Annotated in this window: 20 protein-coding genes and 2 tRNA genes; 15 read left to right on the forward strand and 7 right to left on the reverse strand. The window is 60.5% G+C overall.

What is annotated here, in order from left to right:
• Positions 1–25: 25 nt before the first annotated feature.
• Positions 26–352 (reverse strand): ribosome assembly RNA-binding protein YhbY, encoded by a 327-nt coding sequence (gene yhbY / locus KZO83_RS12700; RefSeq protein WP_097021324.1) that lies wholly within the window; start codon positions 350–352, stop codon positions 26–28.
• 259 nt (positions 353–611) lie between these two features.
• Between yhbY and rlmE the strand changes: the two genes are divergently transcribed.
• From rlmE to pnp, 15 genes are all read left to right on the forward strand, one after another.
• A complete protein-coding gene (rlmE, locus tag KZO83_RS12705; RefSeq protein ID WP_178998993.1) occupies positions 612–1,244 on the forward strand; it encodes a 23S rRNA (uridine(2552)-2'-O)-methyltransferase RlmE in 633 nt (210 codons plus the stop codon).
• Between the two features lie 138 nt (positions 1,245–1,382).
• Positions 1,383–3,347 (forward strand): ATP-dependent zinc metalloprotease FtsH, encoded by a 1,965-nt coding sequence (gene ftsH / locus KZO83_RS12710; protein ID WP_247621065.1) that lies wholly within the window; start codon positions 1,383–1,385, stop codon positions 3,345–3,347.
• Positions 3,348–3,469: 122 nt separating this feature from the next.
• On the forward strand, positions 3,470–4,336 hold the full coding sequence (folP, locus tag KZO83_RS12715; protein WP_442867476.1) for a dihydropteroate synthase: 867 nt from the start codon (positions 3,470–3,472) through the stop codon (positions 4,334–4,336).
• Positions 4,333–5,694, forward strand: coding sequence for a phosphoglucosamine mutase (glmM, locus tag KZO83_RS12720; RefSeq protein ID WP_247621066.1), 1,362 nt, complete (start codon positions 4,333–4,335; stop codon positions 5,692–5,694). The genes folP and glmM overlap by 4 nt, the downstream gene beginning before the upstream one ends.
• A gap of 64 nt (positions 5,695–5,758) precedes the next feature.
• On the forward strand, positions 5,759–6,508 hold the full coding sequence (gene tpiA / locus KZO83_RS12725) for a triose-phosphate isomerase (protein WP_178998990.1): 750 nt from the start codon (positions 5,759–5,761) through the stop codon (positions 6,506–6,508).
• 4 nt (positions 6,509–6,512) lie between these two features.
• On the forward strand, positions 6,513–6,872 hold the full coding sequence (gene secG, locus KZO83_RS12730) for a preprotein translocase subunit SecG (protein WP_178998989.1): 360 nt from the start codon (positions 6,513–6,515) through the stop codon (positions 6,870–6,872).
• 138 nt (positions 6,873–7,010) lie between these two features.
• A tRNA-Leu gene (locus KZO83_RS12735) sits at positions 7,011–7,097 on the forward strand.
• Positions 7,098–7,204: 107 nt separating this feature from the next.
• A tRNA-Met gene (locus tag KZO83_RS12740) sits at positions 7,205–7,281 on the forward strand.
• 136 nt (positions 7,282–7,417) lie between these two features.
• Entirely contained in the window at positions 7,418–7,879 is a 462-nt protein-coding gene (gene rimP / locus KZO83_RS12745) for a ribosome maturation factor RimP (protein ID WP_178998988.1), read from the forward strand.
• A 26-nt stretch (positions 7,880–7,905) separates the two neighbouring features.
• Positions 7,906–9,399, forward strand: a complete 1,494-nt coding sequence (nusA, locus tag KZO83_RS12750) for a transcription termination factor NusA (RefSeq protein WP_247621067.1) — start codon at positions 7,906–7,908, stop codon at positions 9,397–9,399.
• A 27-nt stretch (positions 9,400–9,426) separates the two neighbouring features.
• Positions 9,427–11,982 (forward strand): translation initiation factor IF-2, encoded by a 2,556-nt coding sequence (infB, locus tag KZO83_RS12755; RefSeq protein WP_178998986.1) that lies wholly within the window; start codon positions 9,427–9,429, stop codon positions 11,980–11,982.
• Between the two features lie 56 nt (positions 11,983–12,038).
• Positions 12,039–12,437 carry a 30S ribosome-binding factor RbfA gene (gene rbfA / locus KZO83_RS12760; RefSeq protein WP_247621068.1) on the forward strand — a complete coding sequence of 133 codons (399 nt, stop codon included), beginning with the start codon at positions 12,039–12,041 and terminating at the stop codon, positions 12,435–12,437.
• Positions 12,437–13,360 carry a tRNA pseudouridine(55) synthase TruB gene (gene truB / locus KZO83_RS12765; RefSeq protein WP_247621069.1) on the forward strand — a complete coding sequence of 308 codons (924 nt, stop codon included), beginning with the start codon at positions 12,437–12,439 and terminating at the stop codon, positions 13,358–13,360. The genes rbfA and truB overlap by 1 nt, the downstream gene beginning before the upstream one ends.
• A gap of 173 nt (positions 13,361–13,533) precedes the next feature.
• The gene (gene rpsO / locus KZO83_RS12770; protein ID WP_040239907.1) at positions 13,534–13,803 is read left to right on the forward strand and encodes a 30S ribosomal protein S15; all 270 of its coding nucleotides are present in this window, start codon (positions 13,534–13,536) and stop codon (positions 13,801–13,803) included.
• A 251-nt stretch (positions 13,804–14,054) separates the two neighbouring features.
• A complete protein-coding gene (gene pnp, locus KZO83_RS12775) occupies positions 14,055–16,184 on the forward strand; it encodes a polyribonucleotide nucleotidyltransferase (protein ID WP_178998983.1) in 2,130 nt (709 codons plus the stop codon).
• A 71-nt stretch (positions 16,185–16,255) separates the two neighbouring features.
• Here the strand turns inward: pnp and KZO83_RS12780 are convergent, their stop codons facing one another.
• From KZO83_RS12780 to pcnB, 6 genes are all read right to left on the reverse strand, one after another.
• Positions 16,256–17,293 carry an acyltransferase family protein gene (locus tag KZO83_RS12780; RefSeq protein ID WP_247621070.1) on the reverse strand — a complete coding sequence of 346 codons (1,038 nt, stop codon included), beginning with the start codon at positions 17,291–17,293 and terminating at the stop codon, positions 16,256–16,258.
• Positions 17,294–17,426: 133 nt separating this feature from the next.
• Positions 17,427–18,608, reverse strand: coding sequence for an acetyl-CoA C-acetyltransferase (locus KZO83_RS12785; protein ID WP_178998981.1), 1,182 nt, complete (start codon positions 18,606–18,608; stop codon positions 17,427–17,429).
• A 158-nt stretch (positions 18,609–18,766) separates the two neighbouring features.
• A complete protein-coding gene (gene panC, locus KZO83_RS12790; RefSeq protein WP_247621071.1) occupies positions 18,767–19,618 on the reverse strand; it encodes a pantoate--beta-alanine ligase in 852 nt (283 codons plus the stop codon).
• Entirely contained in the window at positions 19,618–20,409 is a 792-nt protein-coding gene (gene panB, locus KZO83_RS12795; RefSeq protein WP_178998979.1) for a 3-methyl-2-oxobutanoate hydroxymethyltransferase, read from the reverse strand. The genes panC and panB overlap by 1 nt, the downstream gene beginning before the upstream one ends.
• A 112-nt stretch (positions 20,410–20,521) precedes the next feature.
• Complete coding sequence (folK, locus tag KZO83_RS12800) at positions 20,522–21,022, reverse strand: 2-amino-4-hydroxy-6-hydroxymethyldihydropteridine diphosphokinase (protein ID WP_247621072.1); 501 nt, start codon at positions 21,020–21,022, stop codon at positions 20,522–20,524.
• Positions 21,003–22,418 (reverse strand): polynucleotide adenylyltransferase PcnB, encoded by a 1,416-nt coding sequence (gene pcnB / locus KZO83_RS12805; protein ID WP_178998977.1) that lies wholly within the window; start codon positions 22,416–22,418, stop codon positions 21,003–21,005. Before pcnB ends, folK begins: the two co-directional genes overlap by 20 nt.
• Positions 22,419–22,517: the final 99 nt, after the last annotated feature.

Raw genomic sequence — 22,517 nt, forward strand, 5'->3', positions numbered from 1 at the left:
GATTCTGCTTTTCGCGGCTCGCGGCTTAGCGCCGGCCGTGGTGGTTCTCGAAGCGCTGGATGTTGGATAGCTTGGGATTGACGCGAGGGTTGCGGCGATAAAGCAGCGCAACCTTGCCGATCGTCTGGACGAGTTCGCTGTGGCTGGCCTCGGTCAATTCGTCGATCACGGTTTGGCGGGCATCGCGATCGCCGATGGCAAGCTTGACCTTGATCAGTTCGTGATCTTCCAGGGCGCGAGCGAGCTCGGCCAAGACGCCTTCGGTCAGCCCGTTTTCCGAGACCGTCACCACGGGGTTCAAGTGGTGGCCGATGCTGCGAAATGCTTTCTTTTGTGCCTGTGACAAGCTCATGGTATCGTGACTGTTCCGGGTTGGCGGACACTCGGCGTGTTGCCGAGGGCGTTATCTGAATGCGGCCAAGCCGCAGACCGGCGCAACTGTTGTCGGTCGTTCTGGCCTTGCGGCCAGCCCTCGATAAGTGTGGCGCCGAGAAAAGATAGAACGCGCCATGTTACGGGGAAAGCGGCGTCTTGGAAAGGCCGTGCCGCCCGCTCAGCTAGCCCGCCCTGCCTTCCGGATGAGTTTAGACCGCTATCGATTTAGGTGACCCGTGGCACGTTCCTCGCATACTAGCAAGCGCTCGGCCTCTTGGCTCAAGGAGCACTTCGACGATCGCTACGTACAGCGCTCGTGGCAAGATGGCTATCGCTCGCGGGCGAGTTACAAGTTACTCGAGCTCGATGCCAAGGATGCGCTGTTCAAGCCGGGCATGACCGTCATCGATCTTGGCGCCGCACCCGGCGGATGGAGCCAGGTTGCCGCCGATAAGGTCGGAACCAAGGGTTGTGTGGTGGCGTCGGACCTCCTGGAGATAGATACGCTGGCCGGGGTGACGTTCGTACAGGGCGATTTCACTGAAATGGATGTGCTGGAGCGGATTCTTGCCGCCTTGGAAGGGCGTCGTGTCGACCTTGTGATGTCCGACATGGCCCCCAATATGAGTGGTATGGCGGCCATCGATCAGCCCCAGGCGATGTATCTCGTCGAGCTGGCGCTGGATCTGGCGCGCCAAACCTTATCGCCCGGTGGGCGCTTTCTGGCCAAGGTCTTCCAGGGAGAAGGGTTCGATGCATATTTGAAAGAGCTGCGTAGCAGCTTTCGCAAGGTGACGACTCGCAAGCCGGAGGCCTCGCGTGCCCGTTCGCGCGAAGTCTATCTGTTTGCAGAAGGATTCCACGGCTGAGCTTGCGTCCATAGGACTTGCCCTCAGGCGTATCGGCTCGATAGTCAGAATGACTTGGTAGTCGGAACGCTTCTTGTGGTGTAGTGTCCAATCTATGGTCCTGCTTGGCAGACAGTTGCATGCAATGAGGGTATTCCCTTGAACGACATGGCGAAGAACCTGATCCTCTGGTTGGTCATCGCGGCGGTATTGCTGACGGTGTTCAACAATTTCAGTTCCGACAGCTCGCCTCAGGCGATGAGCTACTCCCAATTCGTCGAGCAGGTGCAGAATGACCAAGTGAGCAGTGTAACCATCGAAGGTTATACGATCACGGGCGAGCGCGATGATGGCTCGCAATTCCAGACGATCCGTCCGGCGGCGCAAGATCCCAAGTTGATGGATGATCTGCTGGCGCACGATGTCAGCGTGGTAGGCAAGCAGCCGGAAGAGCAAAGCTTGTGGACGCGCCTGCTCGTGGCCAGCTTCCCGATTCTGATCATTCTGGCCATTTTCATCTTCTTCATGCGTCAAATGCAGGGGGGCGCTGGTGGCAAGGGCGGCCCCATGAGCTTTGGTAAGTCAAAAGCCAAGCTGCTGACCCAAGACCAGATCAAAACCACTTTCGCCGACGTGGCCGGCTGTGACGAGGCCAAGGAAGAAGTCGAAGAGCTCGTTGACTTCCTCAAGGACCCCAGCAAGTTCCAGCGCTTGGGGGGACAGATTCCTCGTGGCGTCCTGATGGTGGGGCCGCCGGGTACGGGTAAGACGTTGCTGGCCAAGTCGATCTCCGGCGAAGCCAATGTGCCGTTCTTCTCGATCTCGGGCTCCGACTTCGTGGAAATGTTCGTCGGCGTAGGGGCATCGCGTGTCCGTGACATGTTCGAGCAAGCCAAGAAGCAGGCCCCGTGCATCATCTTCATCGACGAGATCGACGCCGTTGGGCGTTCGCGTGGCGCCGGCATGGGTGGCGGCAACGATGAACGCGAGCAGACGCTCAACCAGCTATTGGTCGAGATGGATGGTTTCGAGGCCAACGAAGGCATCATCGTCATCGCCGCGACCAACCGTCCCGATGTGCTCGACCCCGCGTTGACGCGTCCTGGCCGTTTCGACCGTCAGGTCGTGGTGGGGCTCCCCGATATTCGCGGGCGTGAGCACATTCTTGGCGTACACCTGCGCAAGGTGCCGCTGGCGGATGATGTCCAATCGAGCTTCATTGCACGCGGGACACCGGGTTTCTCCGGTGCCGATCTGGCCAACCTGGTCAACGAAGCGGCATTGTTCGCGGCGCGTCGCAACAAGCGTCTGGTGGGTATGGACGAGCTCGAAATGGCCAAGGACAAGATCCTGATGGGCGCCGAAAAACGCTCGATGGCCATGTCCGAAAAGGAAAAGAGCAACACCGCGTATCACGAGTCGGGCCACGCCATTATCGGGCTCTTGATGCCCGAGCATGATCCCGTCTATAAGGTGACGATCATTCCGCGTGGTCGTGCGCTAGGTGTGACCATGTTCCTGCCGGAAGAAGATCGGTATAGCCTCTCTCGCCAGCAGATCATCAGTCAGATTTGCTCATTGTTTGGTGGCCGTCTTGCCGAGGAGATGACGCTGGGGCCGAACGGGGTCACGACCGGGGCATCCAACGACATCAAGCGTGCAACCGAGCTGGCCCATAACATGGTGGCCAAGTGGGGTCTCTCCGAGGAGATGGGGCCGCTGATGTATGACGAGGACGAGTCGCACCAGTTCCTGGGTGGTCCTGGTCAAGGTGGCAAGCTCAAGTCTGGCGAGACCACGACACGACTCGACAAGGAAGTGCGTCGGATCATCGACGAGTGCTATGCCAAGGCACGCCAGCTTCTCGAGGATAACCGTGACAAGCTCGACCTGATGGCCGAATCGTTGATGCAATACGAAACTATCGACGCCAATCAGATTCGCGAGATCATGGAAGGCCGTAAGCCGCGTCCGCCGGAGGATTGGGACGACAAGGGGCCGACGACCGGCTCGGGGTCGACTGCAAGCCCCTCTGCCGACGATGAAACCGAAGAGCAGGGCGACGAAGCGGGCGACACCAGTCGTCGCCCTTCTGATCCGTTGGGCGGACCGGCCGGCCACTAATATTCATGTTGCTCTATCTTCCAACGGGCGCCGCATAGCGGCGCCCGTTGGCGTTTAGGGCGTGCTTACACTCTGGCCGACGCATGGTAAGGTAGACGTTTGACGTTGCAACGGCTCTGATCATGCAAGACCGATACGCCATGCCCATGCAGCTGCGCTGTGGGCGCCATCAGCTCGACCTCTCGTATCCTCGCGTCATGGGGATCCTCAATGTCACGCCCGATTCGTTTTCCGATGGCGGCCGCTATAACGCCTTGGATGAGGCCGTGCGTCACGCCGAAACCATGCTGGCGGAGGGGGCGTCGATTATCGATATCGGCGGCGAGTCGACACGTCCTGGGGCCTCGCCGGTGCCGCTGCAGGAAGAGCTGGATCGGGTGTTGCCGGTGGTGGAGCGTTTGGTTAACGAGCTGGATGCATTGGTGTCGTTGGACACCAGTCGCGGCGAAGTGATGCGTGAGGCGGCATCGCGGGGCGCTGGCATGATCAATGACGTGCGCAGTCTGCGCTGGCCCGGCGCGCTGGAGGCCGCGGCGATGAGCGGCTTGCCGGTATGCGTGATGCATATGCTGGGCGAGCCTACCGACATGCAGCGGGCACCGCATTATGAGGTGCCGATCGAGGAAGCGGTGGCCGCTTTCCTCGAGACGCGTATCGCCGAATGCGAGGCGGCAGGAGTTCGGCGCGACCAGTTGGTGCTCGATCCAGGCTTTGGTTTCGGCAAGCGTGTCGAGCATAACCTGCGCTTGCTGAATCGCATGCAACCATTGACTGATTTTGGGCTCCCCGTGCTGGCCGGTATGTCACGTAAGAGTATGATTGGCAAAGTGCTGGCGCGTCCCGTTGAGGAGCGCCTGCCGGGCGGCCTGGCGCTTGCTACGATGGCGGTAGAGCGTGGGGCGCGTATCGTGCGCGTCCACGATGTGGGACCGACGGTGGATGCGGTCAATATGACTTGGGCAGTGCTACAGGAAGGCACCGACGCATGACACGACGCTATTTTGGAACCGATGGTATTCGCGGCACGGTGGGGGAGCCTCCCATTACCGCCGATTTCGTATTGAAACTGGGCTGGGCGATGGGCCGTGTGCTGTCACGCCACACGGGGCGCAAGTCGCGCGCCAAGGTGTTGATCGGCAAGGATACGCGGATTTCGGGCTATATGTTCGAGTCTGCCCTGGAAGCGGGACTATCGGCAGCAGGGGTCGATGTATCATTGCTGGGACCGATGCCCACGCCGGGTATCGCGTACTTGACTCGGACGTTCCGTGCTGATGCGGGAATCGTCATTTCTGCGTCGCACAATCCGTTTCAGGATAATGGTATCAAGTTCTTCTCCGCCGAGGGCGTCAAGCTTGCTGATGCCGTCGAGGAAGAGATCGAGGCGGAGCTCGAACAGCCGCTATCCACGGTTGCACCGGCGGCCTTGGGCAAGGCGCTGCGTATCTCGGATGCTGCAGGACGCTACATCGAATTCTGCAAGTCTACGGTGCCCGACCGTCTGACCCTAGAAGGCCTCAAGGTGGTGCTTGATTGCGCGCATGGCGCAACTTACCACATCGCGCCCAGCGTGTTACGCGAATTGGGCGCCGAGGTTAGCTTGATCGGCGTCGACCCGGATGGGCTCAATATCAACCAGGGCGTGGGATCCACGCATCCCGACGCCTTGCGTGCAGCGGTGATTGAGCGTGGCGCCGATCTCGGCATGGCGTTGGATGGCGATGGCGACCGGGTGATTCTCGTCGATGCCGAGGGGCATGAGGTCGACGGCGACGACATTCTTTATCTGATCGCACGGGACCGGTGCGCGCGGGACCTGCTGGGCGGCGGTGTGGTGGGCACCTTGATGTCCAACTTCGGCCTAGCGGCGGCGCTGGAAGCCTTGGGCATTCCCTTCGAGCGTGCCAAGGTCGGCGATCGCTACGTCATGGAGCGATTGGCGGCCAACGGCTGGCAGTTGGGCGGCGAGTCCTCTGGGCACATCGTCTGCGGTCACGTGCAGTCGACCGGCGATGGGATCGTGTCGGCGCTTCAAGTGCTAGCGATCATGGTACGCGAATCCTCGTCGCTGTCGGGCCTGCTCAAGGGTTTCGAGAAAGCGCCGCAGGCGTTAGTCAACGTACGCTTGACCTCCGATGTCGATAACGAGGCGCTGTTGGCCAATGAGCAGGTGCGTCATGCCGTTGCTTCAGTCGAGGCGGAGCTGGGTGACGAGGGACGTGTGTTGTTGCGCCCCTCGGGCACCGAACCCTTGATCCGCGTCATGGTTGAAGGGCGTCCCCATTTCGATGTCGACGCGTTGGCCAGGCGCATTGCTGACGATATCGAGGGGCAAATGGCGCGCTGAGGCGCGCATATTGTGTTGTCAATACGCCTCCTATACCATGGCGCTCCATTCGGAGGACTGTTCTATGCGCACGCCGCTGATCGCGGGCAATTGGAAGATGAACGGCTCGCATGCACTGGTGGACGCGTTCGGCCGTGCCTTCGCCGACACCGCGCTTCCCGATTCGCTGGACGTTATCGTACTGCCGCCATTTCCTTATCTTGATGCGGCGCGCCGCGCGTTGGCCGACGTATCCGTGCAACTCGGTGCGCAGACGCTCAACCCGTCGCATGCCGGTGCACACACCGGCGAGGTCAGCGGGCGTATGCTCCAAGAGTTTGGTGTCGAGCATGTGCTCGTCGGCCATTCGGAGCGGCGTGCGCTTTATCGAGAAACCGATGATGACGTTTATGATCGCTTGTTGGCAGCATTGAGTGTCGGCATTCAGCCGATTTTATGCGTTGGCGAGACGCTCGAGGAGCGCGATGCAGGGCATACCTTTGATGTCGTGCTGCGCCAGGTTGGCCATGCGTTGGCCCCCCTCGAGCCCGAGCAACGCGCTCGGGTGACGATCGCTTATGAGCCGGTATGGGCCATTGGCACGGGACGCACGGCGACACCTGAGCAAGCGCAAGACGTCATGGCCGCTATTCGCGAGTACCAGTCTGGTTTCGATCCCGACCTGGCTCAGGCAATGCGGTTGCTTTACGGCGGCAGCATGAGCGCGGCCAATGCGGCCGAACTGCTGGCTCAGCCGGATATCGACGGCGGCCTGGTGGGTGGTGCTTCGCTCAAGGTCGACGATTTTCTAGCCATTTGTCATTCAGCAAGGTAGCGCGATGTATATTGGGGTGTTGTTGGTTCATGTGGCGATCGCCATTGCCCTGGTGGTATTGGTGTTGCTGCAGCAGGGTAAGGGGGCCGACGCTGGCGCGTCCTTCGGGGGCGGCGCTTCGCAAACGGTCTTCGGGTCGCAAGGCAGTGGTAACTTCCTGGCTAAATTGACGGGTGTGTTGGCGGCGATTTTCTTCGTGACCTCGCTGGGCCTGGCATACTTCGTCTCACAGGCGGGGGATGCACCGCAGGAAGGTGTGCCCGACGCGCAAGTCGTCGAGCAACAAAATTCTTCTCCTTCTATTGACGAAGAGGAAGATAACGAGCAGAATGCAGCGCCAGTACTCGAGGACGGCGGCGAATAAATGCAATGCCGTCATTGAGTTAGCTCATCAAGCAATGTGCGAAACCAGTCTGGCTAGCATACGATGAGCGGTTTAGCAGGCGAGACGATACAGACGAACAGTATCAAGCGTTTTGTGTCGAGTAGCCTGGCCCCTGTTGCCGAAGTGGTGGAATTGGTAGACACGCTATCTTGAGGGGGTAGTGACCTCATGGTCGTGCGGGTTCAAGTCCCGCCTTCGGCACCACATTGAGTCAATGTAAGCTGTTGACCCAATTAAAGATTGGCACGATATGACGATGGTTTGACACCTTGACCTTTCAAGAGGTGGTCAGTATAATCGTCAGCCATTGATGCGGGGTGGAGCAGTCTGGTAGCTCGTCGGGCTCATAACCCGAAGGTCGTCGGTTCAAATCCGGCCCCCGCTACCAAGTTTTTTACGAAAGGCCCCTTCCTATGAAGGGGCTTTTTGTTATCACTTGCGACGATAACGCCAATCAGCCACCTAGCTTTCCTCTTTACTCCTGGTCAGGTGCCTGATGCAACTGCTAGTGGGAGCCTCCGTCTGTGGCAAATAAGCACGCTGCATTGAATACGCTCATTGAGCCGGTCGTGACGGCCATGGGCTTCGATCTCTGGGGGGTCGACTACCTTGCCCAGGGTAAGCATTCCCGTTTGGTGATCTATATCGAAAGCGCCGAGGGCGTGACCGTGGATGACTGCGCGTCAGTTAGCCGCCAAGTCAGTGGCGTGTTGGATGTAGAAGACCCCATTGCGGGAGAGTATCGCTTGGAGGTCTCATCGCCGGGAATGGATCGTCCCCTGTTTACGCTCGATCAGTTCGCGCGTTTCAAGGGCAGCCATGTCCAGGTGAAGTTGAGCGCCCCTTTCGAAGGGCGTCGCAAGTTTCAGGGACAACTGGCGGGTGTCGAGGGCGACGAGATTCTGCTGCAACTCGACGGACAAGAATATTGCTTTCCGGTCGAAAGCATCGAGCAGGCGCGGGTGGTGCCTCAGTTCGATAATTAAGGACAGCTTTTCTACGAGGCATAGGCATGAGTAAAGAGATTCTGCTAGTCGTGGATGCGATCTCGAACGAAAAGGGGGTGCCGCGAGAAGTGATCTTCGAGGCCGTGGAGTCGGCGCTGGCGAGTGCATCGCGCAAGCGTTTCGACGGCCAAGAAGTGAGCGCCCGCGTCAAGATCGACCGCGTGACTGGCGATTATGAAACCTTCCGTCGCTGGACCGTCGTCGACGACGACGCGTTCGAGAATCCGGATAGCGAGATTCCGCTCTCTGAAGCAGAGCGTCGCGACCCGCCGCTGGCTCTCGGGGATGTGGTCGAAGAGCAGGTCGAATCGGTGGCGTTCGGGCGCATCGCCGCCCAGACCGCCAAGCAGGTCATCGTGCAGAAAGTGCGCGAAGCCGAGCGGGCCGAGGTCGTGCGCCAATACGCCGAGCGTGAAGGCGAACTGGTGGCGGGTATCGTCAAAAAGACTACGCGTGAAGGATTGGTGGTCGATCTGGGGGAGAGCGCCGAGGCTTTTCTACCGCGTAGTGAAATGATTCCCGGTGAACGTTACCGCATGAACGAGCGGGTACGTGCCCTGTTGTGGAAGGTCGATGCCGAGGCGCGTGGCTCGCAGTTGATTCTGACGCGTACGCGCCCTGAAATGATCGTCGAGCTCTTCAAGATAGAAGTACCTGAAATTGCTGAGCAGTTGATCGAGATCAAAGGGGCGGCGCGCGATCCTGGCGCACGCGCCAAGATCGCGGTGAAGACCAACGACAAGCGTATCGATCCGGTCGGTGCGTGTGTCGGCATGCGCGGTTCGCGTGTGCAAGCGGTGTCCAATGAGCTGGGTAACGAGCGCGTGGACATCATTACCTGGGACGACAACCCGGCGCAATTGGTGATCAATGCGATGGCGCCCGCGGAAGTCGGTTCCATTCTTGTCGACGAAGACGCCCACTCCATGGATGTCGCCGTCGCCGAGGATAACCTGGCGCAGGCCATCGGCCGCAGCGGCCAGAACGTTCGCCTGGCTTCCGAGCTGACGGGCTGGACGCTCAACGTGATGACCGAGGAAGAGGCCGAAGGCAAGCGCGAGCAAGAAATCGACAGCCTGATCGAGTACTTCATCAATCACCTCGAAGTCGACGAGGAACTCGCTCGTCTGCTGGTCGATGAGGGCTTTACCTCGCTTGAGGAGCTGGCCTACGTGCCGCTCGAGGAATTGCTCGAAATCGAGGAATTGGATGAAGCACTGATCGAAACGCTGCGCGCTCGAGCCAAGGACGAGTTGCTGACGCTGGCCATTGCCTCAGAGGAGGCACTGGACGGTGCGCAGCCTGACGACGACCTCCTTGAAATGGAGGGCATGGAGCGTCACTTGGCATTCACGCTCGCCAGCCGAGGGATCGTCACTCGTGAGGATTTGGCCGAGCAGTCCATCGATGATCTCAAGGACATCGACAATGTGGACGAAGAGCGCGCTGCGGCGCTGATAATGACCGCTCGTGCGCCTTGGTTCGAGAGCGAACAGTAATCTGGTCACGGGCTCAGGAGGGTCGTAATGTCAGACATGACCGTTAAGGATTTTGCCAGCAAGGTGGGGCGTGATGTGTCCCGTCTGCTGGAGCAGATGAAAGAAGCAGGACTTCCCCATCAGGCCGAAGGCGACGCGGTATCCGAGGAGGACAAGCAGCGCCTTCTCGATCACCTGACGCGTAGCCATGGTGGGGATAGCGGCGCGACCAAGAACCGCGTGACGCTGACGCGTAATACCAAGAGCCGGATCCGTAGTGGCGATGGCCGTGGCAAGGCCATCGACGTGCAGGTGCGCAAGAAGCGTACCTACGTCAAGCGTGAGCCGGAGCAGGCCGAAGAAGCACCGGCCGAGGAAGCCGGTCCGCGTCAGTTGGTCGGTGATATGGCCGATGCCAAGCAGGCTCAGGCCGCCCAGGCTGCCGAAACCGCCAAGGCAGAACAGGCCGCTGCGGAAGAAGCTGCACGAGCGAAGGCACAAGAGCCGGCGCAAGACACTCAGGCATCCGAGACGGCTAAGCCGGCTGAAAGCGAGACGCCGAGTACACCGGAAGTGCCCGTACCTGAGGATATCGCCGCACCGGCGCCCGCGAGCGAGCCCTACGTCGAAGCGCCGCCGAAAGAGCCGCGGACACCGAATCGGCGTGGTCAGACTCCTCATAAGAAAGAGTCCGAACGTGGCCGTAAGGGCGGCCGTGACGATGATGACGATCGTCGTGAGCGTCGTCGTGGCAATGCCAAGAAAGCCAAGCGCTCCGAGCGTCGAGGTGGTCGTCGTGGTAGCGGCGGTCGTGATAATCAGCATGGCTTCCAGAAGCCGACGCAGCCCATCGTCCGCGAAGTTGGCATTCCTGAGTCGATTAGCGTTGCCGAGTTGGCCGACAAGATGTCGATCAAGGCCAATGAGGTCATCAAGGCGATGTTCACCATGGGTGCGGCGGTGACCATCAACCAGACCATCGACCAAGACACGGCGGCCATCGTCGTCGAAGAGATGGGCCACAAGCCCAAGCTGGTCAAGGACGATGCGCTGGAGACGGAAGTGCTCGAGGCCATCTCCTACGAAGGCGACGAAATTATGCGTGCGCCGGTCGTCACGGTGATGGGCCACGTCGATCACGGCAAGACCTCGCTGCTCGATTTCATTCGCCGCACGAAGGTCGCGACCGGTGAGGCCGGCGGCATCACCCAGCATATCGGCGCCTATCACGTCGAGGATCAGCACGGTGGTGTGACCTTCCTCGATACTCCAGGCCACGCAGCGTTCACCGCCATGCGCGCCCGCGGTGCCCAGGCGACCGATGTGGTCATTCTGGTCGTGGCGGCCGACGATGGCGTCATGCCGCAGACCGTCGAGGCGATCGAGCATTCAAAAGCGGCCGGCGTGCCGATGGTGGTGGCGGTCAACAAGGTCGATAAGGAAGGTGCTGATTTCGACCGTATCCGCAATGAACTGTCCCAGCACGGTGTGATCTCCGAGGAATGGGGCGGCGATACGCAGTTCGTACACGTCTCAGCCAAGACCGGTGACGGCATCGATGCACTGCTCGAAGCGGTACTGCTGGTCTCCGAAGTGCTCGAGCTCAAAGCGGTGCCGGAAGCACCTGCCAAAGGCGTCGTCGTTGAGTCTCAGCTGGACAAGGGCCGTGGTCCGGTGGCGACCGTGCTGGTGCAGAACGGCACGCTCAAGCGTGGCGATATCGTGTTGGCTGGTTTGCACTATGGCCGCGTTCGAGCGCTGGTCAACGAAACCGGCACACGCGTTGAAGAGGTCGGCCCGGCCATGCCGGTCGAGATCCAGGGTCTCGATGGTACGCCCGAAGCCGGTGACGAGTTCATCGTCGTCGCCGACGAGAAGAAAGCACGTGAAGTCGCCAACTTCCGTCAGGGCAAGTACCGCGAAGTACGTCTGGCTCGCCAGCAGAAAGCCAAGCTGGAGAACATGTTCAGCCAGATGGGCCAGGACGAAGTGGCCAAGGTCAACATCGTCCTCAAGGTCGATGTGCAAGGCTCCTTGGAAGCGATTCGCGGTGCCCTGGAAGAACTCTCTACCGACGAGGTCAAGGTCGCAGTCGTGTCCTCGGGTGTCGGCGGTATCACCGGCACCGATGCCAACTTGGCGGTGGCCAGTGACGCCATTCTGGTCGGCTTCAACGTGCGTGCCGATGTCTCCGCCCGGGAAATCGTTGAACGGGAAGGCTTGGAACTGCGCTATTACAGCGTGATCTATCACCTCATCGACGAGGTCAAGCAGGCCATGAGTGGCATGCTGGCGCCGGAGTGGAAGGAAGAGATCGTTGGTGTGGCCGAAGTGCGTGAGGTGTTCCGTGCACCCAAGATCGGCGCCGTGGCAGGCTGCATGGTCGTCGAGGGCACCGTGCATCGCCACAAGCGGATTCGCGTACTGCGCGAGAACGTCGTCATCTACGAAGGCGAGCTGGAATCCCTGCGTCGCTACAAGGATGATCTTGGCGAGGTCCGCAGCGGTATGGAATGCGGTATTGGCGTCAAGAACTACAACGACGTTCAGGTCGGCGACAAGATCGAGGTCTTCGATCAGGTCAAGGTCGAGCGTAGCCTGTAAGGTATGGCGGACGACCTGTCGTCCGCCATCCGAATGGCGAATCGCGGGAGATAACGATGCGCGAATTCAAACGTACCGATCGTGTGGCCGATCAACTCCAGCAGGAGTTGGCCGTCCTCATCCAGCGTGAGATCAAGGATCCACGCCTGGGGATGGTCACCGTGAGTGCGGTGAAGGTCAGTCGCGATCTGGGCTATGCTGACATCTACATCACACTATTGGGTGAGAACGATGCCTCGCGCATCGATGAAAACCTCAAAGTGTTACGTCATGCGCGAGGGTTCTTGCGCAGTCAGATCGCCAATCGTGTCAAGCTCCGGCATGTGCCGGAACTGCGCTTTCATTACGATGAAAGCGTTGTGCGCGGTCAGCGTCTGTCATCCTTGATCGACGAGGCGGTGGCCGACGACCGTCGCCGTCACGACGATGACGATGCCGAAGACGAGGTTCGTTGATGGCGAGACGTCGTCGTGGCATACCGGTCGATGGCGTGCTACTGCTCGATAAGGCGCAGGGCATCTCGTCTAACCATGCCTTGCAACAGGTGCGCCGTTTGTACGAGGCGCAAAAGGCTGGCCATACCGGTACGCTGGACCCAATGGCGACGGGCTTGCTGCCAATCTGCTTTGGTGAGGCGACCAAGTTTTCAGCCTATTTGCTGGATGCCGATAAGACGTACCGCACGCGTGTCAGGTTAGGTGAGATCACCGATACCGGTGACGCAGAAGGTACCTTAGTCGAGCGTCATTCGGTGCCGGTTCTCAACGAGCACGATATCGAGGCCGTGCTGTCACGGTTTCGCGGTGACATCGAGCAAGTGCCTCCGATGTACTCGGCACTCAAGCACCAAGGGCGCCCTCTCTACGAGCTGGCGCGCGAAGGCAAGCAGGTCGAGCGTGCGGCGCGCTGCGTGACGGTTTATGATATGCGCCTGCTGTCGTGTGAGACTGAAGGCTTCGAGCTCGAGGTGCGCTGCAGCAAGGGCACTTACATCCGTACGCTGGCCGAGGATATCGGTCGGGCGCTAGGCTGTGGCGCGCACATTACGTCCCTGCGTCGGCTACGTAGCGGACCGTTCGACGCCGATGCCATGCAGGGCTTCGAGGTGCTCGAGCAATTGAGCGGAGCCTCGCGTCAGGCGAGGCTGTTGCCTGTCGATGCGATGTTGCCCCATGTGCCATCGCTTGAGGTGGCAGCGATCGAGTCGCGGCGGCTCCTGCATGGGCAGCGGGCGCGGGTTGAGACCGGGGCGTTGGCTCCAGACGAGACGGCGCGTCTATATCACGACGGTGTTTTCCTTGGGCTCGTGAGCGTTACGACACCTGGGGAAGTCATGCCGCGACGCTTACGGAATACCGCCTCGCCCGTTCGCGAGTGAGGCGTGATACTCGGCGCGTGCCATGTGCGCCGGGGCACATCGGATACTCTCGGTGTGCATGAAGGCCAAGCCTTTTACATGGCGCCCGTATTTCGCGGGCAGTACCTGGAGACTGCAAATATGCGTGGTCTCCGACATTCATTGCTCAGGCATATTGTTTACTGGAGAGAGAAATGGCACTGACCGCTGAACAGAAAGCCGCCATCGTTGACGAATACGGTCGTGGCGAAAGCGATACCGGTTCCCCTGAAGTACAGGTGGCCCTGCTATCCGCCAACATTGATGGCCTGCAGGATCACTTCAAGAGCAACAAGCAGGATCACCACTCTCGTCGTGGCCTGATTCGCATGGTCAACCAGCGTCGCAAGCTGCTGGATTACCTGAAGCGTAAGGATCTCGGGCGTTATCAGTCATTGATCCAGCGTCTCGGCCTGCGCCGCTAAGGAAAGCCTCATTCGCGACAGAGTAGGTGTGGAGGCCATGAAGGTATTACACCTGCATACCAAGGTCGCGAAGATCTTTCACGCTAGCGCCGACGCATGGTTGTTTGAAACGGGCAGTCCTCCGGGACTGCCCGTTTTTTGTTTCGTCGGTCCCGCGTGTCGTAATGAGTAGCCCCGTGGCGCGTGAACTCCTAAAATGGTCGCCGAGTCGAGACGACCCATACATGAGATGAAAAGTTAAGGACATTGCCGTGAACCCGGTCAAAAAAACGTTTCAATACGGTCGCAGTACCGTCACCCTGGAAACGGGCCGCATTGCCCGCCAGGCCACCGGTGCCGTGATGGTGACCATGGACGATACTGTGGTGCTGTGCACCGTGGTGGCCAAGAAAGACGTCAACCCCGCGCAACCTTTCTTCCCGCTTTCTGTCCATTATCAGGAAAAAACCTACGCCGTGGGCAAGATTCCCGGTGGCTTCTTCAAGCGTGAAGGCCGCCCTACCGAGAAGGAAACCCTCACCTCGCGTTTGATCGATCGTCCGATCCGCCCGCTGTTCCCCAACGGGTTCATGAACGAGGTGCAGGTCGTGTGCACGGTGCTCTCCACTGATCGCAATCATGATCCGGACATCGCGGCGATGCTAGGCACGTCTGCGGCGCTGGCCATCTCCGGGGTCCCCTTCAATGGTCCGATTGCTGCCGCGCGCGTTGGCTTCACCGAAGACAATGGCTATTTCCTCAACCCGACGGTGGAAGAGCTTGGCAGCTCCGAGTTGAACATGGTCGTGGCCGGCACCGGGAAGGCCGTGCTAATGGTCGAGTCCGAGGCCAACGAACTGCTCGAGGATGAAATGCTCGGCGCGGTGCTTTTCGGTCATCAGGAAATGCAGACCGCGATCGCCGCTATCGACGAGTTGACCGCCGAAGCGGGCAAGCCGCGTTGGGAATGGCAACCCGCCACCGAAAATGCGACTCTCAAGGAGGCCCTGGCGGCCGGTTTCGAGGCCAAGATCGGCGAGGCCTATCGCATTACCGACAAGATGGAGCGTCAGGATGCCTTGTCCGCTTTGAAGGATGAGGCGGTCGCGCAACTGGCCGGTGAAGAGCAAGGCCAGTTCGATGCTGACGAGGTCAAGAGCGGCTTTGCTGGCCTCGAGAAACGGGTGGTACGTTCCCGAGTGATCAAAGGGGAGCCGCGCATCGATGGCCGCGATCACAAGACCGTGCGTCCGCTGGCGATCGAGGTTGGCAATCTACCCAAGACACATGGTTCGGCGGTCTTCACGCGAGGCGAGACCCAGGCGGTTGTGGTCGCGACCCTGGGGACGCTGCGGGATGCGCAGCTGGTCGAGTCGCTGGAAGGCGAGCGCAAGGACCGCTTCCTATTGCACTATAACTTCCCTCCTTACAGCGTGGGCGAAGCCGGTTTCATGGGCGGACCCAAGCGCCGCGAGATCGGTCACGGTCGCCTCGCGCGGCGTGGTGTTCAGGCGGTGCTCCCCAACGAGGAAGATTTCCCCTACACCATTCGCGTAGTGTCTGAAATCACTGAGTCCAACGGCTCTAGCTCCATGGCCTCGGTATGCGGTTCTTCGCTCGCATTGATGGATGCCGGCGTCCCTCTCAAGGCCCCGGTGGCGGGTATTGCCATGGGCCTGGTCAAGGATGACGACGGCTTTGCGGTGTTGACCGACATCCTCGGTGACGAAGACCACCTTGGCGATATGGACTTCAAGGTGGCGGGTTCTACCACCGGCGTGACGGCCCTGCAGATGGATATCAAGATCGAGGGCATCAACGAAGAGATCATGGAGACCGCGCTGCAGCAAGCGCACGAGGCGCGCCTGCATATTCTCGAACAGATGAGCACTGTCATCGGCCAGAGCCGTAGCGAAGTGTCCGACAACGCACCGTCGATGGCCACGATCCAGATCGCTCCCGACAAGATTCGTGATGTAATCGGCAAGGGCGGCGCGACTATTCGCAAAATTTGCGATGATACAGGCGCGTCGATCGATCTCGATGACGACGGTACCGTGCGCATTTACGCCGAGGACAAGACGGCTGCCAAGGCGGCGATCGACACCGTGCTGGCGATTACCGCCGAACCGGAAATCGGCAAGCTCTACCGCGGCACCGTGGCGCGTATCACCGACTTCGGTGCCTTCGTCACCTTCATGCCGGGTACCGATGGTCTGGTGCACATTTCCCAGATCGTGCCCGAGCGCGTCAACGACGTGCGTGACTATCTGAGCGAAGGCCAGGAAGTCACCGTCAAGGTACTCGATATCGATAACCGCAACCGCGTGAAGCTTTCCATCAAGGAAATCACCGCGGAAGAAAAAGCGGCTTTCGAGGCAGCGTCGGCTGAGACTGAATAAACGGCCCGCCTCACGCGGTTAATGAAACCCCGTACATCTTGGTGTGCGGGGTTTTTTGCGTCAGCGACGCCTCAAACTGAGTAGGCGTTTGCGGCAGGAGGCGAGCGGCGCTTGGGCATCCACTGGCGCAAGCGGCGTGCAAGTCGCTTTTCGACGAACTCGAAACTGGCCCACGACAAAACGGCGATGAGTGGCAAGCAGATGGCCAGGGTCGCGTAGGGCGGGAGGCCGGCATGTTCGCGCAGCGTGTATTGCGCCGTCCACAGCACGATGACATGCAACAGGTAGGTCGAGTAGGACCAGTCGCCCAATGCCTTGATCACTCGGTTGCCGGCGAACAGCGGCTCCATGGCGATGAACGCACAAAGCAGCACCGTGCTGGGCAATCCCCAGGCCAGGAAGCGCGTCATGCCTTGAGGGTCATCGAACTGCATGAGCAGTGTGAATGCTACCAAGGCGATACCGGCCGGGAGCCAGCGCCCCTGAGGTAGCCAGCCGCGTCGATAGACGATGCCGACCCCCAACCCGAGCAAGAAATTGTAGATGATCGGGTCATGGTAGAAGTCGCTCATTAGGGGACGCTCCGCAAGCCAGGCGCTGATCGCGATCAGCACAAGGGCGAGCAACCAAAGGCGCAGGTATTTGTTGACTAGCAAGGATGCCGCAAACACCAGGTAGAACAGCATTTCGAAATTGAGCGTCCATCCCACAGGTAATGTTGGATAGTACCCATAGCCGGCAGGATTCTCGGTGGGTAGGAAGAACAGCGACATCACCAGGCTTTTGAGACTCAGGCCATAATCCGGCATCACATCCTGCGAAAGATAGACGATACCCGCCGTGATGGCGGTATAAAGCCAGTAGGCGGGGACGATGCGTGCTGCCCGCTGCAGGAGAAACTCCCCGCTGGAAGGTGCGCGGCGTGCAGTGGCGGCATAGATGACGAAGCCACTGATGATAAAAAAGATATCCACACCCATTTGGCCTCGAGTGGCAAGAAGATGCTCGAAGGCATTGTTGCTATCGAAAGCGAAAAAGACCTGCACGAAATGGTGGAAGACGACCACCCATGCTGCAAACGCACGTAATGCCTGCACCGAAATCAACATGCCGATGACATTTCCTGTTGAAGCCAAAACGAATACGACGCCGCTTGGGCGTCGTAAAAGGTTGGGCAGGCAGGAGAATCACAAAGTTCAGCGGTTTGACGTAGCGTTACACAACAGCGTTTCTTTTAACACTTCACGGACGTTCGATGGCTAGCGCCACGCCTTGTCCTCCGCCGATGCACAGCGTCGCCAGCCCTTTTTGGGCGTCGCGGGCGATCATCTCATGTAGCAGCGTCACCAAGATGCGGCAGCCGGAGGCACCGATAGGATGCCCCAGCGCGATGGCGCCGCCATTGACATTGATCTTGGCTGGGTCCCAGCCGAGCTCCTTGTTGACGGCGAGTGCCTGGGCGGCGAATGCCTCGTTGGCCTCGATCAGGTCCAGCTCGTCGAGTGACCAGCCCGCGCGTTCCAGGCAACGCCGCGTGGCGGGGGCAGGGCCGATGCCCATGATCGCGGGATCGACCCCGGCGTTGGCGTAGGCCTTGATCACCGCGAGAGGCTCCAGCCCCAGGGCTTTCGCTTTCTTTGCCGAGCAGAGCATGGTCACGGCGGCGCCGTCGTTGAGCGAGGAGGCATTGCCGGCGGTGACGGAACCATCGCGCTTGAAAGCTGGGCGCATGCCGGCGAGCTGTTCGGCGGTCACGCCTGCGCGAGGTCCTTCGTCGGTGGTGACGTGGAGTGGGTCGCCCTTACGCTGGGGAATCGTCACCGGCACGATCTGGCTGGCGAAACGGCCTTCCTCGATGGCCGAGGCCGCCTTTTGTTGGGAGGCGGCGGCAAAGGCGTCCATTTCTTCCCGTGTAATGGTGTACTTTTCGGCGAGATTCTCGGCGGTGATCCCCATGTGAATATCGTTGAAAGCATCCCACAAGCCATCGCGGATCATTGTGTCCACCGCCGCCCAGTCCCCCATGCGTTGACCGGTGCGTGAGTGTGGGAGGACGTGCGGGGACAGCGACATGTTTTCTTGTCCACCGGCAATGATTAACTCGGCGTCGCCACAGCGGATGGCTTGCGTGGCCAAGTGTAGGGCCTTGAGCCCCGAGCCGCAGACCTTGTTGATGGTCATCGCCGGTACGGCGGAGGGCAGCCCGGCGTTGATTGCCGCTTGGCGGGCCGGGTTCTGACCGCAACCGGCGGCCAGTACCTGGCCTAGAAGAACCTCGTCGACTTGTTCGGGCGCCACGCCGGTATGCGCGAGCAAGTCTGCGATGACCGTGGCGCCGAGTTGGGTTGCGGGGAGGCTGGCGAGGGCGCCGCCGAAGCTGCCGATGGCGGTACGCCGTGCTGCTACGATCACCACGTCTTCCATGAGAATCTCCTGTCAGCCTAGAGGGGCGATACACTCAGAATAGGCGAGTCCGGTGCTGCGCGACAATCGGGTAATAGGTGTAGACCGCTGGTATGAGAGGGCTACTGGCCCGAGATGGTGTACATCGTGTGGACCTCGTCGTGGTCTCGTCCCGGTACTCAGCGCGGTAAGCTGACCGGGAGATTGTCGATCAAGCGGGTGGTGCCGAGGTGCGCGGCGACGAGCAGTATCGTCTCGCGAGTCTCCAGTGCAACCGGGCCCAGATCCTGGGTACGACGCAGCTCGAGGTAATCGGGTTTGAAGCCTTCCGCCGCCAGGCTCGCTAACCCCTCACGCAGTGCCGACGCCGGAGGCTCGCCGCCTTGCAGTGCGTCACGCACCTGGCACAGGACGCGATACAGTGCGGGAGCGCGCTGACGCTCCGCAGTACTCAGATAAGCGTTGCGTGAGGAGAGCGCTAGGCCGTCCTCGGCACGTTGGGTAGGTACGCCGACGATCTCGATCGGGAAATGCAGGTCCGCCACCAGTTTACGGATGACCATTAATTGTTGGTAATCCTTGCGGCCAAAGTAGGCCACGTCCGGCTGTACCAGGTTGAAGAGCAAGCTGACGACCGTGGCCACGCCGTTGAAGTGACCCGGGCGATTGGCGCCGCACAGCCCTTCCGAGACGTCGGGCACGCTGACGTGCGTATGCGCCTCGAGACCGTGCGGGTAGAGCGCATCGGCACTGGGGGCGAAGACGATATCGCAGCCGTGGCTCGCCAGCGCCTGTGTATCGGCCTCGAGCGTGCGCGGGTAGCTCGAGAAGTCTTCATTGGCCCCGAACTGGAGCGGGTTGACGAAGATGGTGGCGACCACCACGTCCGCATCACGGCGCGCGGCATCGACTAGAGCTAAATGCCCGGCGTGCAGATTGCCCATGGTCGGTACCAAGGCAATGCGCTGGCCGTCGCGGCGTGGGAGGTTCAAATGGGCACGCAATTCGGCGATGTCGTGCAGCGTCAACATCAGAAACAATGCTCCTCGGCGGGAAACTGGCGTGTCTTGACGGCGTCGTGGTAGGCCGCGAACGCGGCCTGAATACTATCGTGGCCGGTCAGGAAGTTCTTGGCGAAACGTGGCGGTCGCCCATGCGTCACGCCGAGGATGTCATGCATCACCAAAATCTGGCCATCCACGTCGGGGCCTGCACCGATCCCGATCACCGGGACCTCCACTGCATCGCGCACGGCGCGACCCAGCGCGGCGGGCACGCACTCGAGCAGGATCACCGAGGCACCGGCAGCGACCAGCAAGCGGGCATCGTCGACGATGCGCTGGGCATCGTCCTGTTCGCGGCCTTGCACCTTGTAGCCCCCGAACTGGTGCACGCTCTGAGGCGTCAGGCCCAGATGCGCGCATACCGGAACGCCTCGCCGCGTGAGGGCGCGCACATCGTCGTGCATCCAGCCCGCGCCTTCGATTTTGACGAGCTCAGCGCCGGCGCGCATCAGGGCGCCGGCATCGTGCAGCAACTGGCGCGTGTCGGCGTTGCTCATGAAGGGCAAGTCGACCATCAACAGGCTGCGCTGTTTGCCGCGCGCTACGCAGCGCGTGTGATAAAGGATGTCGTCGAGTGTCACGGGAATCGTGCTGGCATGACCCTGCAGCACCATGCCCAGCGAATCGCCCACCAGCAGCACATCGATACCGGCGGCGCCCGCATGCTGTGCGAACGAGGCATCGTAGGCCGTCAGGCAACTGAACGGTTCGCTGGCATGCTTGAAGGCATTGAGATGGCTCAAGGTGACGGTTTTCATGAAACATTCCATGCTGTGGCGGCCCGCGCGGGCCTGGGGGAAGTGTTACCGCAAACGTTACCTCAGGGTGCCGAGAGTGTGGATCGGTAACACATCGGCTGCAACTCGACTTTTAGGGAAGAAGACGGTGCAAGTCCGCACCATCATGATGCTTAGCCAGGGTCGCGCTGGTCTTGCCTGCGATCGTTACCTGTGGTGCGAACTCCGCCAGGGGAATCAGTACGAAGGCGCGTTCGCGCATGGCCGGATGAGGGAGCGTCAGGCGCGGTGTTTGCCATTCGAGATTCGCGTAGAGCAAGAGATCGAGGTCCAACGTACGCGGCCCCCAATGGCGTTGGCGCACCCGGCGATGTCGTTGCTCGAGTGCCTGCAGTTGATCGAGCAAGGCCAGCGGCGAGAGTCGTGTGAATACGCAGGCAACGGCATTGATGAAGTCGGGTTGATCTTGGGGGCCCACCGGCGCTGAGGCATACAAGGAGGAATGCTCCGCCAAGTAGGTCAGCGGCAGGGCAGCGAGTTCGTGCAGCGCGCGCGTGACATGCGCGCGCGGCCCGTCCAGGTTGCTGCCCAGGCCGATATAGGCCGCTACGTGGTCACTCTTGGCGCCCGTCATTGCCTTGCTCGGAGGACGTATTGCGCCGCCGGCGGCGGCGACGCTTGGGGCGGTCGGACGTGCCGGCCGGGGAGCCACTGGTCTTGGCGATCAGGCGTGCCTGCTCATGGTCGTCGCCTTCCTGGAAGGCTGTCCACCAAGCACCGAGCCCGGGGGCGATCTCACCGGCGCTCTCCCGCAGCAGGAGGAAGTCATAGGCGGCGCGGAAACGGGTATGCTCCAGGGTCTGAAAGGCGCGTTTGCCGCGACGCTTTGGCAAGCGTTGCTGAAGGTCCCAGATTTCCCGCATCGGCATGCTGAAACGCTTGGGGATCGAGGTGTGCTGCAGTTGCCGCGAGATGCTTTGCTGCGAGGCAGTCTGCTGCGCAGGGATCGGCGGCATGCCATCGCTCTCGAGGCGTTCGGCACGTAGCCGCATGCCGGGCCACAGCAGGGCACCGTACAGAAACGCCGGCGTGACGGGGCGTTCTTCCCGGATGCGCCGGTCGGTGTTGATCAAGGCTTGCTCGATCAGTGGCTTGGCCCACTCACGTTCCGCGATGGCCTCTTCGACCTCCGGGAACAACATGGCGAACAGGCCATACTCACGGAGCAGCTCGAAGGTGCGCAGCGCTTGCCCGGAAAGGAAGAGCTTGAGTACTTCTTCGAATAAACGTGCCGGAGGAATCTGCAACAGCAAAGGTGCCAATTCGAGAATCGGTGTCTCGGTGCGCGGCTCGATGTCGAAGTCCAGCTTGGCGGCGAAGCGTACGGCACGCAGCATGCGCACCGGATCTTCGCGATAGCGCACCTCGGGGTCGCCGATCAAGCGCAGGGTGCGGGCTTCGAGATCATTCACGCCGTCGGCCCAATCGTGAATCGAGAAGTCGGCGATGTTGTAGTAAAGCGCATTGACCGTGAAGTCGCGACGTAGCGCGTCTTCCTCGATGGTGCCCCAGACGTTGTCACGCAGCAGCAAGCCGTCGTCGGATTGCTGGGAATGCGCGGTGTCTTGATCGTCGCCGGGCCGTCCACGGAAGGTAGTGACTTCAATGACTTCGCGGCCGAAGCGCACATGGACGATGCGGAAGCGGCGCCCGATAATGCGTGAGTTACGAAACAGCGTGCGTATTTCTTCCGGCGTGGCATCGGTGGCGATGTCGAAGTCTTTGGGGACTTTACCGAGCAGTGAGTCACGCACACAGCCACCTACCAGGTAGGCTTCATGGCCGGCATTATGCAGACGATACAGCACCTTGAGAGCATTCTCGCTGAACAGGCGCCGCGATACGTCGTGCTGATCGCGCGGTATGACGCGCAATGTGGGTGTGGAATGGCCGGAAGGCTGTTGAGCGCCAAACAGGGTCTTCAAACGTTCACCGGGGCGTTGGAGAAAGCGGGTAAATCCTTTGAACATGCGTCGTTAACGACTTGCGGAGAGCGAAGTCGCTAGTGTAAGCCGACACTCCTTGGCTTGCAAAGGATGTGGCGTGATGGGAAGCGAGAACGGATTCAT

The organism is Chromohalobacter moromii (assembly GCF_023091865.1).
Taxonomy (GTDB): Bacteria; Pseudomonadota; Gammaproteobacteria; order Pseudomonadales; family Halomonadaceae; genus Chromohalobacter; species Chromohalobacter moromii.